Here is a 21,215-nt window from a genome sequence, read left to right on the forward strand (position 1 = left end):
TTGCCATTCCGCAATGAGCCACCGTTACCCTCTCCAGGTGAAAAATATTCACCGGCTCATGCCAGTTTGCGGGCATAGCGCCAGCAGATGCTGGCGCTTATCATCCCTGAACCCTTACAGGTCAGAGCAGGATAAAAGATGAGAAAGCCAGAAGATATCGTATTCCCCGCCGGGCAGCAGGCGCTGTATGAGCAGAACCGTTACTCTCCGGCGGTTAAATCCGGCGATTTTCTGTTTGTTTCCGGTCAGGTAGGAAGTCGGGAAGATGGTTCAGCGGAACCCGGGCTGGAGCAGGAGATCCGCCGGGCGTTCGATAACCTTAATGCGGTGCTGGCGGCCGCAGATTGTACGTTTGCCGATGTGGTTGATGTCACCATCTATCTGGTCGATGCGCAATCGACTCTCGACACGCTCTGGAAGGTGTTGCCGGAATACTGGGGAGATGCCCCCTGGCCGACGCTGACGGGCGTCGGCGTGAGCTGGCTATATGGCTTCCGTTTTGAAATCAAGGTCACCGCCCGCTTGCCCTCGCGGCAATGAAAATCGGTTCCGCTCTTTAATGAGATCGATCAGTGCGCGCAGGCTGGCGGGCATATGTCGGTTGGCCGGAAACCAGAGGCACAAACCCGGAATCGGCGGGCACCATGGCTCAAGTACGGTGACCAGTCGGCCATCCGCCAGCGCTGCGCGGGCGTGTACATCCGGGACATACGCGATCCCCAGACCGTTGATCGCGGCGTCTACCATCAGCGGCGAACTGTTTAGCGTCAGCGTTCCGGGCACATCCAGCAGGATGCTTTGACCGTGGCGGGAAAACTCCCAGCGGTAGCGTTTACCGCTGGGTAAACGCTGGCGAATGCACTGATGGTGGGCCAGATCGTCCGGGCTCGCGGGAGCAGGATGCTGGCGCAGGTACGACGGCGACGCCACCGCCAGAAACCGCACATCTTCGCCAAAACGCACGGCCACCATATCCGCAGGGACGTCTTCCGCCAGACGGATCCCCGCATCAAAACCTTCGGCGACAATATCTACCAGCCGGCCATCTACCACCAGATCCAGCGACACGCCGGGATACCGTGTCATATAGTCCGGCACAATTGTCTGCAGCAGCAGGTGAATAGCTTCCTCTCCGCCATTGATACGCAGCGTGCCCACGGCCTGTCCTTGGGTATCGGCGATCTCTTCCAGCGCTTGTTCCAGCCCGTTGAGGTGCGGTGAAATGCGCCGCAGCAGCGCCTCTCCGGCCTCGGTCAGCGCCACGCTGCGGGTGGTGCGATGTAACAGACGGACGCCCAGACGCGATTCCAGCCCGCGAATGGCATGGCTTAACGTGGAACGAGTCACGCCGGAAAAATCGGCTGCACGACGAAAACTACGCTGTTCCGCTACGGCGATAAAGGCTTTCAGATCGGAAAGCGTCGGGGTTTTAACTGGTGATTTCATTTCACCTCTTCATGCCATTTGTTGAGTCTTATCGTGCTAATCATCATGCCATATCCTGTATCGGCGAGTTAAAGACTTTTCTGGAGGATAACGATGAGCAGCAAAACCTGGTTAATTACCGGTACTTCAACCGGTCTCGGACGCCTGATGACGGAGCGCCTGCTGGCACGGGGCGACAAAGTGATTGCTACCCTACGCAAATCCGGCGCGCTGGATGATCTGCAGGCGCAATACAATGGGCGGCTTCATATCCTGCTGCTGGACGTTACGGATACTGACGCTGTACGCCGGACGGTGCAGCAGGCATTCGACTTCGCCGGGCGTATCGATGTGCTGGTCAGTAATGCGGGATACGGGCTCTTCGGCGCGGCGGAAGAGGTGAGCGATGCCCAGATTGACCGGCAGATTGCCACCAATCTCATCGGCCCGATTCAGCTTATTCGGGCCGCGTTACCCGCTCTGCGTCGGCAGGGAGGCGGACGTATTGTGCAGATATCGTCAGAAGGCGGGCAGATTGCCTGGCCGAATTTCAGCCTTTATCACGCTACCAAATGGGGGATTGAAGGATTTATTGAATCCGTCGCCCAGGAAGTGGCGCCTTTTGGCATCGATTTTATGATTGCCGAGCCCGGCCCGACGGCGACGAATTTTGCGGGCGGACTGGATACGGCTTCGCCGATGGCTTGTTATGACAACACGCCCGCCGGCGAAGTGCGTCGCGGTCTGGCGCAGGGAACTCTCGCTATTAACGGCGATGCGTCAAAAACCGTCGCTGCCATCATCGATGCCGCGAGTGGGGAAGCGCCGCCGTTTCGCCTGGCGCTGGGCAGTAAGGCGTACCGATCTATCAACGAGGCGCTGAACAGTCGGTTACAGGTGCTGGAGGATACCCGCGCGCTGGCGCTAAGTGTGGATAAAGATGCGTGATTGTCCGTGGGTAATATACACACCACCTGCAAAGAAGCAGGAGCGAGCATTTTTATTTCGTTTGGTCTTTACTGAAAACAACCGATCTGCCGCTGAAATCTTAGCTGCCGCAGCTAACCTGCTGGTAAAGGTAAGCGCTGTACGATGAGATAAGTGAATTGGGCCGGATGGTGAGTTTTTATGCCCGCTTTTCGTTCATCGCTGCACCAGCAGTGTGCGCAAAATGATTAAAATCCCTTTTTTTGCCTGAAAGTTAATCATATCTGCAGATAAAAAGAAAATTCCTCCTGGCAAGCCTTTTGCAATAGTACCTGGTGAATTTTAATTTTATCTTTTTGGGATGAGTAAATATGAAATTTAGCGCATTACTGGCAATGGCATTGCTGACAATAAGTACTTTCGCGTTAAGTGAGACGCATCTGCCGCATATTGTAATCCTTGCTACTGGCGGTACCATCGCCGGCTCGGCGGCGAGTAATACTCAGACTACAGGATATAAAGCCGGAGCAATTGGCGTACAGACGTTGATTAATGCCGTGCCTGAGATGAGTAAAGTGGCTCGCGTTGATGGAGAGCAGCTGGCAAACATTGGCAGTGAAAATATGACCAGCGAGATAATCCTCAAGCTATCAAAACGCGTCAACGAGCTGTTGGCCCGCGATGATGTGGATGGGGTCGTGATTACCCACGGAACGGACACCCTTGATGAGACGCCTTACTTCCTTAACCTGACCGTAAAAAGCAACAAGCCGGTGGTGTTTACGGCCGCGATGCGTCCGGCAACGGCAATCAGCGCGGATGGCCCGATGAATCTGCTGGAAGCGGTGACTGTAGCGGCTGACCCGGAGGCGAAAGGACGCGGAGTGATGGTGGTTCTTAACGATCGCATCGGCGCCGCCCGTTTTGTCACCAAAACCAATGCCACGACACTGGATACCTTCAAAGCGCCGGAAGAGGGGTATCTCGGGGTGATGGTGAGCGGTAAACCGCAGTTTGAAACCCGTGTTGATAAAATTCACACTGTACGCTCGGTATTTGATGTGCGTAACCTTAACGCATTGCCAAAAGTGGTCATTATCTACGGCTATCAGGACGACCCTGAATATATGTACGACGCGGCGATTGCGCATCATGTAGACGGTATTATTTATGCAGGCACCGGCGCGGGGTCGGTCTCTGTACGCAGTGCTGCGGGAATCAAAAAGGCGGAAAAAGCCGGTATCGTGGTTGTTCGCGCCTCACGTACGGGGAGCGGTGTTGTTCCGGTTGATGACGGCCAGCCTGGACTGGTGTCCGATTCGCTTAACCCGGCAAAAGCGCGAATTTTGCTGATGACGGCACTGACCCAAACTAAAAATCCGCAGCTCATTCAGCAATATTTTCACACTTACTAATTTCATCCGGAGATAGTTCCGGACCGGCCATAGCCGGGGTGGCCCCTGTTCGGGGCTACCCCTTTGTTTAACTGATGCCTGTGTTGATAGTCACCGATATGCTCCCGTATTCCGGGCCTCCGCTCCAGCGGCAGGGCAGGATCGGGGGTTTTCACCTGCGGCGTGGTGACGCTTTCCAGACGACAGAGCCGGATTATCTCAGTCAACGCTGGCTTGAATCGGGTTGGCTCCCACCACGACTGGCTTGCGCGTATGCTCATATTTCTGCCGCGCTTTCATGTAATGTGCCGGTGCGATGAAAATAAAAAAATCCACGCAATGGCGTGGATTTTATAAGGTTTTTTAATCGCTATGAGATTCAATGAAATCTCACGAGACAACAAAAACGATTAGACGTTGAACAGGAAGTTCATGACGTCGCCATCTTTAACGATGTAGTCTTTCCCTTCGGCGCGCATCTTGCCGGCTTCTTTTGCCCCTTGCTCACCTTTGTAAGTGATAAAGTCTTCATAGGCGATGGTCTGGGCGCGGATAAAGCCTTTTTCGAAGTCGGTGTGGATTTTACCTGCCGCCTGCGGAGCGGTCGCGCCCACAGGGATAGTCCACGCGCGAACTTCTTTGACGCCCGCGGTAAAGTAGGTCTGCAGGTTCAGCAGCTCGTAACCGGCACGGATCACGCGGTTCAGGCCCGGCTCTTCAAGACCCAGCTCGGCCATGAACTCATCGCGGTCGGCATCGTCCAGTTCAGCGATATCAGACTCGACAGCAGCGCACACGGCGACCACTACGGAGCCTTCAGCTGCGGCGATCTCACGAACTTTATCGAGGTACGGGTTGTTCTCAAAACCGTCTTCATTGACGTTAGCGATGTACATGGTCGGCTTCAGCGTCAGGAAGCTCAGGTATTTGATAGCGGCCTTGTCTTCTTCGGTCAGGTTTTTCAGCGCGCGCAGCATGCCGGCGTTTTCCAGCTGCGGCAGGCATTTTTCCAGCGCCGCCAGCTCGGCTTTCGCGTCTTTATCGCCGCCTTTAGCTTTCTTCTGTACGCGGTGAATCGCGCGTTCGCAGGTATCGAGGTCGGAAAGCGCCAGCTCGGTGTTGATCACATCGATGTCGTCTGCCGGATCCACTTTGTTATTCACGTGGATGATGTTGTCGTTCTCGAAGCAGCGCACCACGTGACCGATAGCTTCGGTTTCACGGATGTTGGTCAGGAACTGGTTACCCAGACCTTCGCCTTTGGACGCGCCTTTCACCAGGCCCGCGATGTCGACGAATTCCATGGTGGTCGGCAGAATGCGCTGTGGTTTGACGATTTCAGCCAGCTTGTCCAGACGCGGATCGGGCATCGGCACGACACCGGTGTTCGGCTCAATGGTACAGAAGGGGAAGTTGGCCGCTTCAATACCCGCTTTGGTGAGCGCATTGAACAGGGTGGATTTGCCGACGTTGGGCAAACCGACGATACCGCATTTGAATCCCATGATTTAAATCACCTTAATCTTTGGATAATCAACCCGTTACAGTGAACAGATTGCAGAAAAGTAAATAGCTTTGCCTATTATACACGGTGCGCGGCAAAAATTCCGCACGTCGACCGGTTATTGCGCTTTAAAAGCGTGTAAACGGTTGGTCGCTTTGGTGAGACCTTCTTTCAGCCACACCTCGGTGCAACGCGCCGCTTCGTCCACGGCTTCATCAATCAGTTTCTGTTCGCTCGCCGGCGGTTTACCCAGCACAAAGCCGACAACTTTGTTTTTATCGCCCGGATGGCCGATTCCGACACGTAAGCGATGAAAGTTGGGGTTATTGCCCAGCTTGCTGATGATATCTTTCAGACCGTTGTGGCCGCCGTGGCCGCCGCCGAGCTTAAATTTTGCCACCCCGGGCGGCAGATCCAGCTCATCGTGCGCCACCAGAATCTCATCCGGATTAATGCGGTAGAAGGTGGCAATGGCCGCCACGGCTTTGCCGCTGAGGTTCATAAAGGTGGTCGGGACCAACAGGCGGACATCTTCGCCGGCAAGGTTAATCCGTGAAGTGTAGCCGAAGAATTTGCTCTCTTCGCGCAGCGGGGCGCGATGGCGGTCAGCCAGTAAATCTACGTACCAGGCGCCAGCATTGTGCCGGGTCGCCGCGTATTCTGCGCCGGGGTTTGCCAGGCCGACAATCAGTTTTATCGTCACTTTTCTATCCTGCTTGGGTCGTTCTCTGGCGCGTAGTGTACTGTTTGCCGAGGCGGTTGACAAAATTCTGCCGCCACAACGGCGGGGAAAGAGATAATTACCCTTATGAACCATTAGAATTTGATGTTGTTCAGTAAGTTATTTGTAAGTTTTTGTTGATTTGATATTAACTAATGTGATCACCGACGCAATCAACCTTATCCCCATTGTCTATACTAGACCTATAAGTTTTGGGGATATTCCCAGGTAGCCCAAGGTTCCGGAGGTGACATATGAAACGCAGAAACGCTTCGTTACTCGGTAATGTACTGATGGGTTTAGGATTGGTCGTCATGGTTGTTGGCGTTGGTTACTCTATTTTAAACCAGCTTCCGCAGCTTGACCTGCCGCAGTTCTTCGCTCATGGCGCGATATTAAGTATTTTTGTCGGCGCCGTTCTCTGGCTCGCAGGGGCGCGCGTTGGCGGGCATGAACAGGTTAGCGACAGATACTGGTGGGTCCGCCATTACGATAAACGCTGCCGTCGCGATCAGCACCGCCATAGCTAAACCGGTTCCTCGCCCCGGCCGTCTCGCGGCGGGTGCGCTTACATAAACTGTTCATCTGCAGCCAGCTGCCCACCCGGTAGCTGGCTGTTTTATTATCGCGTCGCCTCTTTTCTTCAGAACAACGCATTTGCTGCCCGGGTTACGCCTTCACGATAAAATACCCTCTCTTTAACACTTGACCCTGACGTAACGTCAGGCGGCAGAGTGGCGCTATGGTCGAACAACAGGAGCAGTTATGTTAATTCAGGTGGGTGAACTGGCGAGACGTGCCGGAATGACCGTCCGCACGCTACATCACTATGAACAAACGGGGCTGCTGATGCCGTCGGCCAGAAGCACGGCGGGTTACCGGCTCTATAACCTGGCGGCGGTTCAGCGTCTGCATATGATTAAGGCGCTGACGCAGACCGGGCTGGAGCTCGCTACTATCAAGGACTACCTTGACCAGGACTCGTTTTCCCTGTCGGACCTGCTGGTACAGCAGATCTCGACGCTGGATAAACAGCTGCGCGCGGTCTCCACGCTGCGCGAACGGCTGGTTCAGCTGCGCGATGAGCTGGCATGCGGTAACGAGCCTGACCTGGAGTCCTGGCTACAGACGCTGGAGTTAATGAAAATGTACGATCGTTGGTTTAGTCCCCAGGAATTACAGGCGCTGCCGTTTGCGGAGCAGGATCAGCAGCGCAACCAGATCTGGCTGGCGCTGGTGACGGAAGTTCGCCAGTTGCTTGCCGAGGCGTGTCCGGCGGACGATCCGCGGGCCATGGCGCTGGCGACCCGCTGGATGGCGCGCCTGGAGCTGGATACGGCCGGGCGGCCGGAGTTTCTCACCCGCCTGAATGAAATGCACGTCGCTGAACCGCAAATGCGCGAGCAAACCGGAATCACCGTGGATGTTGTGGACTACATTACCCGCGCTTTTGCCGAGAGTAAGCTGGCTATCTGGGCGCGTTATCTGAATGCTGATGAGCTGGCTTTCACTCGCGCGCACTATTTTGATCGACTGATGGAGTGGCCTGCGCTGGTGACGGCGCTGCACGAGGCCTGTCGCGAGCATTGCGACCCGGCTTCTCCAGCGGGGCAGGCGCTGGCCAGGCAGTGGCTGGCGTTGTTTCAGTCCTATGCCGGAACCCATCCTCACACCCAGCAGAAATTCCGCCTGGCGATGGAGCGCGAACCGCATCTGATGAAAGGGACCTGGATGACGCCTGAGGTGCTCGGCTGGCTCCAGCAGGCGATTGGCGTGATGATGACGCAGGCGAGCTCGCCCGCGTCACGGTAGTTAAGTTAAATGTCTGCCAGAGCGGCAGCACGGTCGGGATAGAAGCTCAGGCGCCCTGGAATCGGCTGAACGCCCGCCCGTGCCAGGGTGCGCAGCGGCTGAAACTCGAGATTCGAGACGCGCAGTTCACAGCCTTCCGGCAGTTTGTTGACGAAACGCTGGAAGGCATCCAGTCCGCCGGCATCCAGTACCGGCACCGCATCACACTTCAGGACCACGATCCGCTTACCGGCAATCCGCGTCTCCAGATCGTTAAACAGCCCTTCGGCAGCGGCAAAGAAGAGGGGGCCGATAACCCGCAGGACCAGCACGTCGTCGGGCACATCAACATTGACCGGCGCCAGATGGGTCATGCGCGCAATGCGGCGCATAAATAGCAGCGAGGCCAGCACGATACCGACGCTGATAGCGATGACCATATCAAACAGTACGGTCAGCGACATGCACATCAGCATCACCACGATGTCGTCCTTCGGCGCGTAGCGCAGCAAATTCACCACCTTGTGCGCTTCGCTCATATTCCACGCTACCATCAGCAGCAGCGCCGCCATCGCAGACAGCGGAAGCCAGGAGAGCAGCGGCGCCAGCACCAGCAGCGCCATAATGACCAGCAGCGCATGAATCACGGCGGATACCGGCGATGTTGCGCCGGCGCGGACGTTAGCCGCTGAACGGGCAATGGCGGCGGTGGCAGTAATACCGCCAAAGAAAGGGGCGATGATATTGCCGAGACCCTGGCCTATCAGTTCGCTGTTGGCTTTGTGCTTCGTGCCGGTCATCCCGTCGAGGACCACCGCACACAGCAGTGATTCAATCGCGCCGAGCATCGCCATCGAGAAGGCCGCCGGCAGCAGCGCCTGTAGTGACGCCCAGCTGAGCGTAAAATCGGAGCCAGGCATATCCCACGGCAGCACCAGCTGCGGCAGCAGCTGCGGGATCCCGTTACCCTGGCTACCGTCAGCCAGAATATAGTGGAACTGAGAGCCGATAGTCGCGACGTGGCCCCCCATAAGATTGACGATTGCCATCACCGCACAGCCCGCCAGCAGCGCAGGCAGGTGGCCGGGCAGGCGGATCCCCAGACGCGGCCACAGGATCAGCGTGCCAAGGGTGACAACGCCAATCGCCGCATCGCCAGGATTAGCCGTCGGCAGCGCCATGACCAGGGCGGCGACTTTCTGCAGATAGTGCTCGGGAACGTGCGCCATCTGCAGACCAAGAAAATCTTTTATCTGCATGGTACCGATAGTGATACCAATACCGGAGGTAAACCCGAGGGTAACGGATAGCGGAATATATTCAATTAACCGGCCAAAGCGGGCGAGGCCGAAAAGAATTAAAAAGACCCCGGACATCAACGTCGCCACCAGCAGTCCGGCCAGGCCAAACTGCTGTGACACCGGATAGAGGATCACCACAAAGGCGGCGGTTGGCCCGGATACGCTAAAGCGCGAGCCGCCGGTGAGGGCGATAATAATCCCGGCGACGGCGGCAGTATAAAGTCCATACTGCGGCGCGACACCGCTGCCAATAGCCAACGCCATTGCCAGAGGAATGGCAATAATCCCGACCGTGATCCCGGCGATCAGATCGCGGGTGAAACGGGCTAGCGTGTATTTTTCTTTCCAGCAAGCATCGATGAGGGCGCGGAAAGGCATCACATGTGAGGAAAATAATCTGTTCACAATAATGTTTCATCCATGAGCGCATCATCTGTCAACTAAATGGCAGGTGAAGGAGGCAATGGTCATACAAATTGGTTTAAGAGACAAAAAAACCCGCCGCAGCGGGTTTTTTGGCCGGGCTCGATTAATGTTCGAACATAGCAGAGATAGATTCTTCGTTGCTGATACGACGAATCGCTTCTGCCAGCATGCCAGACAGCGTCAGCGTACGCACTTTTTCCAGCGCTTTGATTTCCGGCGCCAGCGGAATAGTATCGCAGACGACGAATTCATCAATCACAGAGTTTTTAATGTTCTGGATAGCATTGCCGGAGAAGATCGGGTGAGTGGCGTAGGCAAATACGCGTTTCGCACCACGCTCTTTCAGCGCTTCAGCTGCTTTACACAGCGTGCCGCCGGTATCGATCATATCGTCAACCATCACGCAGTCGCGGCCGGCAACGTCACCGATGATGTGCATCACCTGAGAAACGTTAGCGCGCGGACGGCGTTTGTCGATGATAGCCATATCGGTATCGTTCAGCAGTTTGGCGATAGCGCGAGCACGCACCACGCCGCCGATGTCCGGAGAAACCACGATCGGGTTATCCAGGTTCAGCTGCAGCATATCTTCCAGCAGAATAGGGCTGCCGAATACGTTATCAACCGGAACGTCGAAGAAGCCCTGGATCTGTTCTGCATGCAGGTCAACGGTCAGTACGCGGTCAACGCCAACGCTGGACAGGAAATCGGCAACCACTTTCGCGGTAATCGGCACACGCGCAGAACGCACACGACGGTCCTGACGAGCATAGCCGAAATAAGGGATAACAGCGGTGATACGACCCGCCGAAGCGCGACGCAGAGCATCAACCATAACAACCAGTTCCATCAGGTTGTCGTTGGTGGGAGCACAAGTGGACTGGATGATGAAAATATCACCACCGCGTACGTTTTCATTGATTTGTACGCTGACTTCGCCGTCGCTAAAACGACCTACAGCGGCGTCGCCAAGAGAAGTGTACAGGCGGTTGGCAATACGTTGTGCTAGTTCCGGGGTGGCGTTACCAGCAAAAAGCTTCATATCAGGCACGAGAAGAACCTCAGGCATGCGTCCAGTGGTGGATGAAAAGCGCCAGAAACCGTGCGGGCGGCACTCTTCTATCCAGGCGGTGTATTTAAAGAGAACGATGCAACGTCTGGAACAGGGTGACGTTGTCACCGTTACTCAATTTGCCCGGCGTACTAAGGTAATTCGTGCAAAAAAGCAGAACTACCTGGGTAGGGCTAGCTTGAGCGGGGAGATATTAACTCCTCGCGCTACAAAGCCTTGTAGCCATTCCGGGGCTTGCTCCAGCACCTGACGAGCGGCAGATTCGGTGTCAAATTCAGCAAAGACACAGGCTCCTGTGCCTGTCAGGCGCGACGGCGCATATTCTAACAGCCAGGAAAGCGCCGCATCAACCTCGCGAAAACGTTTTCTTGCGATAACCTCGCAATCATTGCGAAATTCACATTTTAGTAACGTACTTATTGACCTTACCGGGGTGTTTCGTGGTAGCTCGGGGTCGCGGAAAATGGTCGGCGTCGGAATACTGACTCCGGGATGAGCGACCAGGTACCACTTTTCTGGCGGTTCGACCGGCGTCAGGATCTCACCAATGCCCTCGGCAAAGGCGGCGTGGCCGCGCACGAATACCGGCACATCGGCGCCAAGACTCAGCCCCAGCGTCGCCAGTTGCTCTTCCGACAAACCACAGCCCCACAGATGATTCAGCGCCACCAGTACCGTCGCGGCGTTGGACGAGCCGCCGCCCAGACCGCCGCCCATCGGCAGACGCTTGTCGATGCTGATATCGGCGCCGCTACCGGGAGGAAGCTGTCCGGATGCCGTCGCCGCCTGCATCAGCAGCCTTGCGGCGCGAATAATCAGATTCTCTTCATCGGCTACGCCGACAACCGGCGTCAGCAGGCGCAGCGCGCCGTCATGACGCGGTTCGATCGTTAAGGTATCGCCATAGTCAAGGAACTGAAACAGCGTCTGCAGGGTGTGATAACCATCGGCGCGCTGTCCAGTGATGTACAAAAACAGGTTCAGCTTTGCAGGAGAGGGCCAGCGGGTCATCATTTCACAATCCAGTTATCCATTTTCAGCTTGATACGCTGACTGCCGTTATTCAGCTCCATGTTGGCCGGCAGCGATGGCTGGGTATCGCTGGTATAGCCGCCGTAGGTGACGTGCCAGGTTTTGCCGTTCTGGGTATAGTTCAGTTCGCTCAGGCGGTATTTATCGTCAAGCGAGTAGTCGGTGGCATCGCCCGGCAGGCCGACGATCCACTGGCGCAGGCTGTTTAGCGGAATCGGCATCCCGGTCAGGCGGCCAATCATCTCTTCGGCATCGGTCGCCGTATAGGTCTGGCCCTTGTTATCGATCAGCGTCACGCTGCCCGGCTGGGCGGTCAGCGACAGTTCGGTGCTGCCTAACGGGTTGGTCAGCAGCAGGCGATAGCGATCCTGGCCGGTTTGCTGCCAGAAGAAGCGGGCGTAAACTTTTTGTTCATCGGAGAGGTAAGCGAAGGCGCCGCGGGTCTGGTACTGGCTCAGATTGCGGACATCCTGCTGGTGCTGACGCCACTGAGGAGAGTCAGGGCTTTTGCCAGGGCCTTTCGGGGCGGTGAGTGTACAGGCGGTCAGGACCAGGCTTGCCAGCGGTAACAGGCGGAGCAGTCGATTCATAATGATGACAAATCCTTGATGTCTACAGTGAAATCCGGCGACGGGGTGGTACGCACACGATTTGTGTAGCGGGTTACAATTATAACCCTTAATGCTAGCGTTGCCCGGCGATAGCGTCTACGTTCAAATTGTCTGAAATCAAAAAATTACCGTTAATGGCTTTTAAGCCCGATGCCTATTACTCCAAAAGGGGAGCGTCTCTTTTATTGATTCCGCGCATCCTGTATGATGCGCTCAGACTAACCTTAGCAACGCTGGTACTACTCCCTCACAATGACCCTTTTAGCTCTTGGCATTAATCACAAAACAGCCCCGGTCGCGCTGCGAGAACGCGTAACGTTTTCGCCGGACACGCTCGATAAGGCGCTGGAGAGCTTGCTGGCTCAGCCAATGGTGCAGGGCGGTGTGGTGCTGTCGACCTGTAACCGCACGGAGCTGTATCTCAGCGTTGAAGAACAGGATAATCTGCAGGAAGCGCTCATCCGCTGGCTGTGTGATTACCACCATCTTAATGAAGAAGACCTGCGTAAAAGCCTGTACTGGCACCAGGATAATGATGCGGTCAGCCACCTGATGCGCGTCGCCAGCGGCCTCGATTCGCTGGTGCTCGGCGAACCGCAGATTCTGGGGCAGGTCAAAAAAGCCTTCGCCGATTCCAGCCGCGGTCACCTCAACGTCAGCGAACTGGAGCGGATGTTCCAGAAGTCGTTCTCGGTGGCAAAACGCGTGCGGACCGAAACCGATATCGGCGCCAGCGCGGTTTCCGTGGCTTTCGCCGCCTGTACCCTGGCGCGACAAATCTTCGAATCCCTTTCAAGCGTGACGGTGCTGCTGGTCGGCGCCGGGGAAACCATCGAACTGGTGGCGCGTCATCTGCGTGAACACAACGTGCGCAACATGGTGATTGCTAACCGTACCCGCGAGCGCGCGCAGGCTCTGGCCGAGGAGGTCGGTGCCGAGGTTATCGCCCTGAGCGATATCGACGAGCGGCTGAAAGAGGCCGACATTATTATTAGTTCGACCGCCAGCCCGCTGCCGATTATCGGCAAGGGGATGGTGGAGCGTGCGCTGAAGGCGCGGCGTAATCAGCCGATGCTGCTGGTTGATATCGCGGTGCCTCGCGATGTCGAACCCGAAGTGGGTAAGCTGGCGAACGCCTATCTGTACAGCGTGGACGACCTGCAAAACATCATTCAGCATAACCTGGCGCAGCGTAAAGCCGCGGCGGTACAGGCGGAAACGATCGTCGAGCAGGAAACCAGCGAATTTATGGCCTGGCTGCGTGCCCAGAGCGCCAGCGAGACTATCCGCGAATATCGTTCCCAGTCCGAGCAGGTCCGTGAGGAGCTGACGGCGAAAGCGCTGGCTGCGCTGGAGCAGGGCGGCGATGCGCAGGAAATCATGCAGGATCTGGCGCGTAAACTGACCAATCGCCTGATCCACGCACCAACCAAATCTCTTCAGCAGGCAGCCCGTGACGGGGATGATGAACGCCTGCATATTCTGCGCAACAGCCTCGGGCTGGAATAGCGCACATTTCTCTTTTTTCAGGACAGGGTGAATTCACGCCTATGAAGCCTTCTATTGTTGCCAAACTGGAAGCTCTGTACGAACGCCATGAGGAAGTTCAGGCGCTGCTGGGTGATGCTGCGACCATCGCCGATCAGGATCGATTCCGCGCGCTGTCGCGGGAATATGCGCAGCTGAGCGACGTGGCGCGCTGCTATACCGAATGGCGCCAGGTGCAGGACGATATCGAAACTGCACAGATGATGCTCGACGATGCGGAAATGCGCGAAATGGCGCAGGAAGAACTGCGCGACGCGAAAGCGAAAAGCGAGGAGATGGAGCAACAGCTGCAGGTGCTGCTGCTGCCGAAGGATCCGGATGATGAACGCAACGCCTTTGTCGAAGTCCGCGCCGGTACCGGCGGTGATGAAGCGGCGCTGTTTGCCGGCGATCTGTTCCGTATGTACAGCCGTTACGCCGAATCCCGCCGCTGGCGCGTGGAGATCATGAGCGCCAACGAAGGCGAACATGGCGGTTATAAAGAGGTGATTGCCAAAATCAGCGGCGATGGCGTGTATGGTCGTCTGAAATTTGAGTCCGGCGGTCATCGCGTACAGCGCGTGCCGGCCACCGAATCCCAGGGGCGTATTCACACCTCCGCCTGTACCGTGGCGGTGATGCCGGAGCTGCCGGAAGCCGAAATGCCGGATATCAACCCGGGCGATTTGCGTATTGATACTTTCCGCTCCTCCGGGGCCGGCGGTCAGCACGTTAACACCACCGATTCGGCGATCCGTATTACCCACTTACCGACCGGGATAGTGGTGGAGTGCCAGGACGAGCGTTCGCAGCACAAAAACAAAGCCAAAGCGCTGTCGGTGCTCGGCGCGCGTATTCGCGCGGCGGAAATCGCTAAGCGTCAGCAGGCGGAAGCGTCAACCCGTCGTAACCTGCTGGGCAGCGGCGATCGCAGCGATCGCAACCGCACCTATAACTTCCCGCAGGGCCGCGTGACCGACCACCGCATCAACCTGACCCTCTACCGTCTGGACGAAGCGATGGAAGGGAAACTGGATATGCTGATTGAGCCGATTGTTCAGGAATATCAGGCCGATCAGCTGGCAGCGCTTTCCGAGCAGGAATGATGACCTTTCAACAGTGGCTGGCGCAGGCGATTGCCCGACTGAGCGCGAGTGAAAGCCCGCGACGCGACGCCGAGATCCTGTTAGGGCACGTCACCGGCAGGGCGCGGACCTGGCTCCTCGCCTTCGGTGAGACGGTGCTGACGCTGGAACAGCAGGCGCAGCTGGAGGCGCTGCTGAGCCGCCGCCAGCGCGGCGAGCCGGTGGCCCATCTGGTGGGCGAGCGTGAGTTCTGGTCGCTGCCGCTGCTGGTTTCCCCCGCAACGCTCATTCCGCGCCCGGATACCGAATGCCTCGTCGAGCAGGCGCTGGCGCGGCTGCCGGCCACGCCGTGCCGGATTCTGGATTTAGGTACCGGCACCGGCGCGATCGCCCTGGCGTTGGCCAGTGAACGCCCGGACTGCCAGGTCACGGCGGTGGATTTCATGCCCGATGCGGCGGCATTAGCCGCGCGTAACGCCGAGCGCCTTGCCATCACGAACGTTAGCGTCCTGCAAAGCCACTGGTTCAGCGCGCTGGCCGGGCAGCGGTTCACCATGATTGTCAGCAACCCGCCCTATATCGACGAAACCGATCCGCATCTTGAGCAGGGCGATGTTCGTTTTGAGCCAAAAACGGCGCTGGTTGCTGCCGATAACGGCCTTGCCGACCTCGCGCATATCATCCGGGAAGGGCGCCGTTTCCTGACCTCCGACGGCGTGATGCTGCTGGAACACGGCTGGAAGCAGGGGGACGCGGTACGGGCGCTGTTCCGGGAAGCGGGTTACCACGATGTGACGACCTGCCGTGACTACGGCGATAACGATCGCCTGACGACAGGGCGATTTTCCGGCATGGAGAAAGCGGGCATATGAATCTGTTTAGCGCGGTGCTGTATCTGCATATAGCGTGTGTGGTGGTTTCCGTCAGTTTATTTACCTTACGCTACTGGTGGACCTACAGCGGCAATGCCCGGCTGAACCAGCGCTGGGTGCGCATTGCGCCGCACTGCAGCGACACGCTGTTATTTCTGAGCGGCGCAGGATTAATGGCCATAACGCACTATCTGCCTTTCACTGAAGACGGCTCATGGCTGACTGAAAAGCTGTTTGGCGTTATTATTTACATCGCATTGGGTTTTATCGCGCTGGGCCGTCGTCGCCCGCGCAGCCAGCAGAGCCGGTTTATTGCCTTTCTGCTGGCTTTGGTGGTGTTGTTCATCATCATACAACTCGCCATTACAAGAACACCGTTACTGGGGTAAGTCATGAGGTCATTAGCTGATTTCGAATTTAATAAAGCGCCATTGTGCGATGGCATGGTCCTCATTTCTGAATTAATCCGCGACGATTTTCCGACGCACTATGTGCAGGATGAACTGGAGCGGCTGCTGGGTCTGGCGCAGGAGGAAATTGCCTCTTCCTGGGATCAGGAGCGTCAGCTGGAGCGGCTGCTGGAGCTGTTCTACCATGAGTGGGGCTTTCGCGATTCCCACGGCGTTTACCGGCTGTCTGATGCTTTGTGGATCGACAAAGTCCTGATTAATCGTCAGGGGAGCGCGGCGTCATTAGGCGCTATCGTCCTGTGGATTGCTCAGCGCCTGTCGCTGCCGCTGGTCCCGGTTATCTTCCCGACGCAGCTGCTGCTGCGCGCCGACCCGGAAACCAGCGAAGAGATGTGGCTGATTAACCCGTTCAACGGTGAAACGCTCAACGAACACACGCTGGAAGTCTGGCTGAAGGGCAATATTAGCCCGGTTGCCGAGCTGTTCAACGAGGATCTCGACGAGGCGGATAACGCCGAAGTGATCCACAAGCTGCTCGACACCTTAAAATCGGCGCTGATGGAAGAGCGGCAGATGGAGCTGGCCCTGCGCGCCAGCGAAGCGCTGCTGCAGTTTAATCCGGAGGATCCGTATGAGATCCGCGATCGCGGGCTGATCTACGCCCAGCTTGAGTGCGATCATGTTGCGCTGCTGGACCTGAACTATTTCGTCGAACAGTGTCCGGAGGACCCGATCAGCGAAATGATCCGCGCGCAAATTAACACCATTTCGCATAAACAAATTACTCTTCACTAATCTGGAATGAATCCGGTTACACCCTGATAAGGCGATCTTATGAAACAAAAAGTGGTTAGCATTGGTGATATCAACGTAGCAAACGACCTGCCTTTCGTCCTGTTTGGTGGGATGAACGTGCTGGAATCCCGCGATCTCGCGATGCGCATCTGCGAACACTATGTGACCGTCACGCAGAAGCTGGGCATTCCTTACGTGTTCAAAGCCTCTTTTGATAAAGCCAACCGTTCTTCCATTCACTCCTATCGTGGTCCGGGTCTGGAAGAAGGGATGAAAATTTTCCAGGAGCTGAAGCAGACCTTCGGCGTGAAAATCATCACCGACGTTCATGAAGCAAGCCAGGCGCAGCCGGTTGCCGACGTGGTTGACGTTATCCAGCTGCCGGCATTCCTGGCGCGCCAGACCGACCTGGTCGAAGCGATGGCAAAAACCGGCGCGGTGATCAACGTGAAGAAACCGCAGTTTGTCAGCCCGGGCCAGATGGGTAACATCGTCGACAAGTTTATCGAAGGCGGTAACGACAAAGTTATCCTCTGCGATCGCGGGGCGAACTTCGGCTATGACAACCTGGTTGTCGACATGCTGGGCTTTGGGGTGATGAAGAAAGTGTCTAACAACTCGCCGGTTATCTTCGACGTGACCCACGCGCTGCAGTGCCGCGACCCGTTTGGCGCCGCGTCCAGCGGTCGTCGTGCTCAGGTGACCGAGCTGGCGCGCGCCGGTATGGCAACGGGCCTGGCAGGCCTGTTCCTCGAAGCGCATCCGGACCCGGAACATGCGAAATGCGACGGCCCGTCCGCGCTGCCGCTGGCTAAACTGGAGCCATTCCTGAAGCAGATCAAAGCAATTGACGATCTGGTGAAGAACTTTGAAGAGCTGGATACCAGCAACTAATTCATCGCTTCTGAACGCGAAAAGCCTGCCCGTTGTAAAACCGGCAGGCTTTTTTTATGCGCCAGTAACGGCGCAGAACTCTCCCCGGTCGACGCCGGGGAAGAGCGGTCAGGCAAAAATGGTCATCAGATAAGCGGCGAAGAGCGCCAGGTGCGCGGCGCCGTTCAGCACATTGGTGCGCCCGGTAGAGAAGGAGATCTGGCACAACAGCAGCGAGGCGACCATCACAATCATTTCCGGTGCGCCAAGCCCGAATTGCAGCTCATTGCCGGTTAAGAAGGCGATTAAGGTGACCACCGGCACGGTCAGCGAAATCGTCGCCAGCACCGAACCGAAGAACAGGTTCATCGCGCGCTGCACCTGATTGTTGAGTACCGCTTTCAATGCACCGAGTCCTTCCGGCGAGAGAATCAGCAGCGCGACCAGGAAACCGGTAAAGGCCACCGGCGCGTTCATGCTGGTCAGCAGCGTCTCCAGCGGGTTCGCGTTCATCTTAGTGACCGCGATAACCGCGACCAGGTGAATTAACAGCCACGCGGTGTGCCAGGCGCTGCTGTGGGCGGACGGTTTGCCGTGATGCGGGTCGTCGTCGTCGCCGTCGTCTTCATGCTCATAAATAAACAGGCTCTGGTGCGTTTTGGTCTGAATCAACAGAAATACGCCGTACATGGCGGCGGAAATCAGCGCAACCAGCAGCGCCTGCCCGGTGCTGAAATTCGCGCCCGGTAGCGCCATCGGAAAGACCAGCACAATAATCGCCAGCGGAAACAGGGCGATGAGATACTGCTTAATACCAAACAAATTCATGTACTGGGTGGCGAATTTACGTCCGCCCAGTAGCAGAGCAAAGCCGACCAGGCCACCGGTGACAATCATAATGATTGAATAGAGCGTATCGCGCATCAGCGTCGGGGCTGCGTCGCCGGTGGCCATTAATGCAGAAATCAGGCTGACTTCAAGAATCACCACGGAAAGACTTAAAATTAACGAACCGTACGGCTCGCCGAGGCGGTGGGCGAGAACGTCCGCGTGGCGTACAACGCTGAATGCGCTACACAGAATACCCACTAAGGCCAGAATGTTAATGCCAATGACCGCTGGCAGTGACTGACTACTTCCGAAGAAGATAAGCACCGCCAGCGCCAGAATCGGGAAAACAAGCGATGTCTCCTTGTGGCGGGTTTTCACCGCCTCATGTACATGCGTCATGAACCATCTCCATTTATGCAGGTGTTATAATTATAGATACCGTAAGTAGATAAAATAACAGACATTTTGCTATCTGAATTGTTTTTTTACTTAAATTTACGGCTATTGGTAACTAATGCCTTGAGATTGTCATAACTTATCATTATTGCGATTTTGTATTTATTATTCAGACAATTACTAAAAATGCTTCTGGATTATATCCCGCCTTGAAAACCCGGAATTAGCGTCCCAGACTTATCTTTTTACCACCATCCGGAGGTGCATATGCCTTATCGCAGTAAACAAGCGCTACCCGATAGCGTCCGGCACGTGTTGCCGGCGCATGCCCAGGAGATCTATAAAGAAGCGTTTAATAGCGCCTGGGAGCAGTATAAGCACCAGGCGGACCGGCGGGACGACGCCAGCCGTGAAGAGACGGCGCATAAGGTCGCCTGGGCGGCGGTCAAGAATGACTATCAAAAAGGAGACGATGATAAGTGGCATAAGAAAAAATAATCGTTTCTGCTGCCTCATCTGCTGCTCCGCGCCTTGCCAGCGTGTCGTTCATTGCTTATTGTCGATGAAAGCTGGATAATAATTCGGCAATATTTCACGGATGCCATCAGATAATCGCCGGGAAGCGGGCAGTGGCGGAGGTAGTAGAAAGTGTTAACTCGTGATTTCTTAATCAATGCGGATTGTAAGACGGCGTTTGGTGCTATTGAGGAATCGCTTCTCTGGTCGGCAGAGCAACGGGCCGCTTCCCTGGCGGCAACGCTGGCCTGTCGTCCGGATGCTGGCTCAGTATGGATTTTTGGCTACGGTTCGCTGATGTGGAACCCGGCTCTTGAGTATCGCGAAACCTGTACCGGTACGCTTCCGGGCTGGCACCGCGCCTTCTGCCTGCGGCTGACCGCCGGGCGCGGCAGCGCCTGCCAGCCGGGGCGCATGCTGGCGCTGAAAGAGGGCGGGCGTACCACCGGCGTGGCCTATCGACTCCCTGATGAGACGCTGGAAGAGGAGCTGACGCTGCTGTGGAAGCGGGAGATGATCACCGGGTGCTATCTGCCGACCTGGTGTAAGCTGGAGCTCGATGACGGGCGGACGGTGAACGCGCTGGTGTTTATTATGGATCCTCGTCATCCGCTGTTCGAACCGGATACCCGCGCCCAGGTCATTGCGCCGCTGATCGCTAAAGCCAGCGGGCCGCTCGGCACCAATGCCCAGTACCTGTTCTCTCTGGATCAGGAGCTACGCAAACTCGGTATGCACGATGATTGTCTTGACGATCTGGTCGGGACGGTACGGACGCTGCTGGGAGAAAACAGCCAGCCGGGGCTGGCCTGAAAAATGCCCGGGCTATCCCGGGCAGGTGATATCAGGCGGGAACGTAGCTAATGGAGTGCTCCAGTGACTGGCTGTGGCTATCGATCAGTACGTTCCAGGTGCCGTTATACGGCACGGTCAGATAGGCGCTGTCGCGATCCTGGACGCTCAGAATATCCGCATGGCTGTCGCCGGCAGCCTTCGCGCTCATCAGGTGAATATGGCAGCGTTCAGAACAACGAACCACCAGCGTATCACCGCCAAACAACATCAAACTTGCTTTAACCATCGCCATTTATCTACCCCGTTGTTGTCTGTCTACAGCATCCTGCCTGCTCAATCCCGCGCGTGATATTGTTCACACTTTACTCATGGCATAACACCAAATGGGGAGCAGACGAATGCTGATTTTGATCAAAAAAAGGGATAAAGATTAAACAAAAATGATGTTGTGCCTGAAAGCATTCAGCTGACTTAGTTTTTTGATTAACAAACGCTGCCTCGGTGATATTAAATCCCGCCAGAGGCCCTTTCTTCAGAAGGTCAGGATTTTATCGGCCGCCAGCGTCCACTGCGCCAGCTCCACCAGAGTGCCAATCTCCACGCCGTCAATCAGCGGCAGCGCGGTGATCCCGCGGCCGTCGGCGCAGGTTTTGCACAATTTCACCGGGACATTCTGGGCGGTGAGGATCTCCAGCATTTGCTGAATGTTATAGCCTTCCGCCGGCTTTTGTCCGCGCAGGCCTGCCGTCACCGCGTCAGACATTAAAAACAGCTTCAGATCGAGTTCAGACTGCTGTTCGCGCAGGGCAATCGCCAGGCGCAGGCTATTAAACAGCGATTCGCTACCGTAGGCAGCACCGTTGGCGATAATCACAATACTTTGCATAAGGACTCCTTGGTATAAGGCACGG

The 21,215-nt window shown here is 56.3% G+C and carries 23 protein-coding genes; 13 read left to right on the forward strand and 10 right to left on the reverse strand.

Translation table 11 applies throughout. The features are described from left to right. Positions 1–138 precede the first annotated feature (138 nt). Positions 139–540, forward strand: a complete 402-nt coding sequence (locus AC236I_RS09840) for a RidA family protein (protein ID WP_064356951.1) — start codon at positions 139–141, stop codon at positions 538–540. On the opposite strand, the gene AC236I_RS09845 is transcribed toward AC236I_RS09840, so the two are convergent. Next, complete coding sequence (locus AC236I_RS09845) at positions 484–1,446, reverse strand: LysR family transcriptional regulator (RefSeq protein WP_004863566.1); 963 nt, start codon at positions 1,444–1,446, stop codon at positions 484–486. The genes AC236I_RS09840 and AC236I_RS09845 overlap by 57 nt on opposite strands. A gap of 93 nt (positions 1,447–1,539) precedes the next feature. On the opposite strand from AC236I_RS09845, the gene AC236I_RS09850 reads away from it, so the two are divergent. Both AC236I_RS09850 and fraE read left to right on the forward strand, forming a co-directional pair. Beyond that, entirely contained in the window at positions 1,540–2,373 is an 834-nt protein-coding gene (locus AC236I_RS09850; RefSeq protein ID WP_004863560.1) for an SDR family oxidoreductase, read from the forward strand. A 350-nt stretch (positions 2,374–2,723) separates the two neighbouring features. Then, positions 2,724–3,767, forward strand: a complete 1,044-nt coding sequence (fraE, locus tag AC236I_RS09855; protein ID WP_004863557.1) for a fructose-asparagine asparaginase — start codon at positions 2,724–2,726, stop codon at positions 3,765–3,767. 389 nt (positions 3,768–4,156) lie between these two features. Here the strand turns inward: fraE and ychF are convergent, their stop codons facing one another. Together ychF and pth are read right to left on the reverse strand one after the other, a co-directional pair. Next, the gene (gene ychF, locus AC236I_RS09860) at positions 4,157–5,251 is read right to left on the reverse strand and encodes a redox-regulated ATPase YchF (RefSeq protein ID WP_004863554.1); all 1,095 of its coding nucleotides are present in this window, start codon (positions 5,249–5,251) and stop codon (positions 4,157–4,159) included. A 117-nt stretch (positions 5,252–5,368) separates the two neighbouring features. Beyond that, positions 5,369–5,953 (reverse strand): aminoacyl-tRNA hydrolase, encoded by a 585-nt coding sequence (pth, locus tag AC236I_RS09865; protein ID WP_004863551.1) that lies wholly within the window; start codon positions 5,951–5,953, stop codon positions 5,369–5,371. A 272-nt stretch (positions 5,954–6,225) separates the two neighbouring features. On the opposite strand from pth, the gene ychH reads away from it, so the two are divergent. Next, positions 6,226–6,501, forward strand: coding sequence for a stress-induced protein YchH (gene ychH / locus AC236I_RS09870; RefSeq protein WP_004121828.1), 276 nt, complete (start codon positions 6,226–6,228; stop codon positions 6,499–6,501). 235 nt (positions 6,502–6,736) lie between these two features. Then, positions 6,737–7,783, forward strand: a complete 1,047-nt coding sequence (locus AC236I_RS09875; RefSeq protein ID WP_048024779.1) for a MerR family transcriptional regulator — start codon at positions 6,737–6,739, stop codon at positions 7,781–7,783. Between the two features lie 5 nt (positions 7,784–7,788). Here the strand turns inward: AC236I_RS09875 and dauA are convergent, their stop codons facing one another. The 4 genes from dauA to lolB all read right to left on the reverse strand — a co-directional run bounded on the left by dauA (position 7,789) and on the right by lolB (position 12,183). Beyond that, positions 7,789–9,468, reverse strand: coding sequence for a C4-dicarboxylic acid transporter DauA (dauA, locus tag AC236I_RS09880; protein ID WP_165458675.1), 1,680 nt, complete (start codon positions 9,466–9,468; stop codon positions 7,789–7,791). 124 nt (positions 9,469–9,592) lie between these two features. Continuing rightward, positions 9,593–10,540, reverse strand: coding sequence for a ribose-phosphate diphosphokinase (gene prs / locus AC236I_RS09885; RefSeq protein WP_004863536.1), 948 nt, complete (start codon positions 10,538–10,540; stop codon positions 9,593–9,595). A 180-nt stretch (positions 10,541–10,720) separates the two neighbouring features. Beyond that, entirely contained in the window at positions 10,721–11,572 is an 852-nt protein-coding gene (gene ispE, locus AC236I_RS09890) for a 4-(cytidine 5'-diphospho)-2-C-methyl-D-erythritol kinase (protein ID WP_160873332.1), read from the reverse strand. Continuing rightward, a complete protein-coding gene (lolB, locus tag AC236I_RS09895; RefSeq protein ID WP_004863531.1) occupies positions 11,572–12,183 on the reverse strand; it encodes a lipoprotein insertase outer membrane protein LolB in 612 nt (203 codons plus the stop codon). Before lolB ends, ispE begins: the two co-directional genes overlap by 1 nt. Before the next feature lie 273 nt (positions 12,184–12,456). Between lolB and hemA the strand changes: the two genes are divergently transcribed. The 6 genes from hemA to kdsA are packed head-to-tail and all read left to right on the forward strand — an operon-like array spanning position 12,457 to position 17,787. Further along, complete coding sequence (gene hemA / locus AC236I_RS09900; RefSeq protein ID WP_004863529.1) at positions 12,457–13,713, forward strand: glutamyl-tRNA reductase; 1,257 nt, start codon at positions 12,457–12,459, stop codon at positions 13,711–13,713. 41 nt (positions 13,714–13,754) lie between these two features. Continuing rightward, a complete protein-coding gene (prfA, locus tag AC236I_RS09905) occupies positions 13,755–14,837 on the forward strand; it encodes a peptide chain release factor 1 (protein WP_004863527.1) in 1,083 nt (360 codons plus the stop codon). Beyond that, positions 14,837–15,688, forward strand: a complete 852-nt coding sequence (gene prmC / locus AC236I_RS09910; RefSeq protein WP_487608830.1) for a peptide chain release factor N(5)-glutamine methyltransferase — start codon at positions 14,837–14,839, stop codon at positions 15,686–15,688. The genes prfA and prmC overlap by 1 nt, the downstream gene beginning before the upstream one ends. Next, a complete protein-coding gene (gene sirB2 / locus AC236I_RS09915; protein ID WP_004863518.1) occupies positions 15,685–16,077 on the forward strand; it encodes an invasion regulator SirB2 in 393 nt (130 codons plus the stop codon). The genes prmC and sirB2 overlap by 4 nt, the downstream gene beginning before the upstream one ends. A gap of 3 nt (positions 16,078–16,080) precedes the next feature. After that, a complete protein-coding gene (gene sirB1 / locus AC236I_RS09920; RefSeq protein WP_004863515.1) occupies positions 16,081–16,893 on the forward strand; it encodes an invasion regulator SirB1 in 813 nt (270 codons plus the stop codon). 39 nt (positions 16,894–16,932) lie between these two features. Then, positions 16,933–17,787 carry a 3-deoxy-8-phosphooctulonate synthase gene (gene kdsA, locus AC236I_RS09925; RefSeq protein ID WP_004863512.1) on the forward strand — a complete coding sequence of 285 codons (855 nt, stop codon included), beginning with the start codon at positions 16,933–16,935 and terminating at the stop codon, positions 17,785–17,787. Positions 17,788–17,895: 108 nt separating this feature from the next. Here the strand turns inward: kdsA and chaA are convergent, their stop codons facing one another. Then, complete coding sequence (gene chaA, locus AC236I_RS09930; protein WP_004863510.1) at positions 17,896–18,996, reverse strand: sodium-potassium/proton antiporter ChaA; 1,101 nt, start codon at positions 18,994–18,996, stop codon at positions 17,896–17,898. A 264-nt stretch (positions 18,997–19,260) separates the two neighbouring features. Between chaA and chaB the strand changes: the two genes are divergently transcribed. Both chaB and AC236I_RS09940 read left to right on the forward strand, forming a co-directional pair. Beyond that, positions 19,261–19,491, forward strand: coding sequence for a putative cation transport regulator ChaB (gene chaB / locus AC236I_RS09935; RefSeq protein WP_004863508.1), 231 nt, complete (start codon positions 19,261–19,263; stop codon positions 19,489–19,491). Between the two features lie 150 nt (positions 19,492–19,641). Next, positions 19,642–20,322, forward strand: coding sequence for a gamma-glutamylcyclotransferase (locus AC236I_RS09940; RefSeq protein WP_004863506.1), 681 nt, complete (start codon positions 19,642–19,644; stop codon positions 20,320–20,322). 31 nt (positions 20,323–20,353) lie between these two features. Here AC236I_RS09940 and AC236I_RS09945 read toward each other — a convergent pair whose 3' ends face one another. After that, entirely contained in the window at positions 20,354–20,596 is a 243-nt protein-coding gene (locus tag AC236I_RS09945; RefSeq protein WP_004863495.1) for a DUF1883 domain-containing protein, read from the reverse strand. Positions 20,597–20,836: 240 nt separating this feature from the next. Continuing rightward, a complete protein-coding gene (locus tag AC236I_RS09950) occupies positions 20,837–21,190 on the reverse strand; it encodes a DsrE/DsrF/TusD sulfur relay family protein (protein ID WP_004863493.1) in 354 nt (117 codons plus the stop codon). Positions 21,191–21,215 lie beyond the last annotated feature (25 nt).

The organism is Klebsiella sp. Sb-30 (genome assembly GCF_057652795.1).

Bases quoted from the DNA above. Each gene is read 5' to 3' on its own strand.
- kdsA (WP_004863512.1), top strand. From the start codon at position 16,933: ATGAAACAAAAAGTGGTTAGCATTGGTGATATCAACGTAGCAAACGAC.
- sirB1 (WP_004863515.1), top strand. From the start codon at position 16,081: ATGAGGTCATTAGCTGATTTCGAATTTAATAAAGCGCCATTGTGCGAT.
- fraE (WP_004863557.1), top strand. From the start codon at position 2,724: ATGAAATTTAGCGCATTACTGGCAATGGCATTGCTGACAATAAGTACT.
- AC236I_RS09850 (WP_004863560.1), top strand. From the start codon at position 1,540: ATGAGCAGCAAAACCTGGTTAATTACCGGTACTTCAACCGGTCTCGGA.
- prfA (WP_004863527.1), top strand. From the start codon at position 13,755: ATGAAGCCTTCTATTGTTGCCAAACTGGAAGCTCTGTACGAACGCCAT.
- AC236I_RS09875 (WP_048024779.1), top strand. From the start codon at position 6,737: ATGTTAATTCAGGTGGGTGAACTGGCGAGACGTGCCGGAATGACCGTC.
- AC236I_RS09945 (WP_004863495.1), bottom strand. From the start codon at position 20,596: ATGGCGATGGTTAAAGCAAGTTTGATGTTGTTTGGCGGTGATACGCTG.
- sirB2 (WP_004863518.1), top strand. From the start codon at position 15,685: ATGAATCTGTTTAGCGCGGTGCTGTATCTGCATATAGCGTGTGTGGTG.
- AC236I_RS09840 (WP_064356951.1), top strand. From the start codon at position 139: ATGAGAAAGCCAGAAGATATCGTATTCCCCGCCGGGCAGCAGGCGCTG.
- chaB (WP_004863508.1), top strand. From the start codon at position 19,261: ATGCCTTATCGCAGTAAACAAGCGCTACCCGATAGCGTCCGGCACGTG.
- chaA (WP_004863510.1), bottom strand. From the start codon at position 18,996: ATGACGCATGTACATGAGGCGGTGAAAACCCGCCACAAGGAGACATCG.
- ispE (WP_160873332.1), bottom strand. From the start codon at position 11,572: ATGACCCGCTGGCCCTCTCCTGCAAAGCTGAACCTGTTTTTGTACATC.
- AC236I_RS09845 (WP_004863566.1), bottom strand. From the start codon at position 1,446: ATGAAATCACCAGTTAAAACCCCGACGCTTTCCGATCTGAAAGCCTTT.
- lolB (WP_004863531.1), bottom strand. From the start codon at position 12,183: ATGAATCGACTGCTCCGCCTGTTACCGCTGGCAAGCCTGGTCCTGACC.
- ychH (WP_004121828.1), top strand. From the start codon at position 6,226: ATGAAACGCAGAAACGCTTCGTTACTCGGTAATGTACTGATGGGTTTA.
- AC236I_RS09950 (WP_004863493.1), bottom strand. From the start codon at position 21,190: ATGCAAAGTATTGTGATTATCGCCAACGGTGCTGCCTACGGTAGCGAA.
- hemA (WP_004863529.1), top strand. From the start codon at position 12,457: ATGACCCTTTTAGCTCTTGGCATTAATCACAAAACAGCCCCGGTCGCG.
- prmC (WP_487608830.1), top strand. From the start codon at position 14,837: ATGACCTTTCAACAGTGGCTGGCGCAGGCGATTGCCCGACTGAGCGCG.
- ychF (WP_004863554.1), bottom strand. From the start codon at position 5,251: ATGGGATTCAAATGCGGTATCGTCGGTTTGCCCAACGTCGGCAAATCC.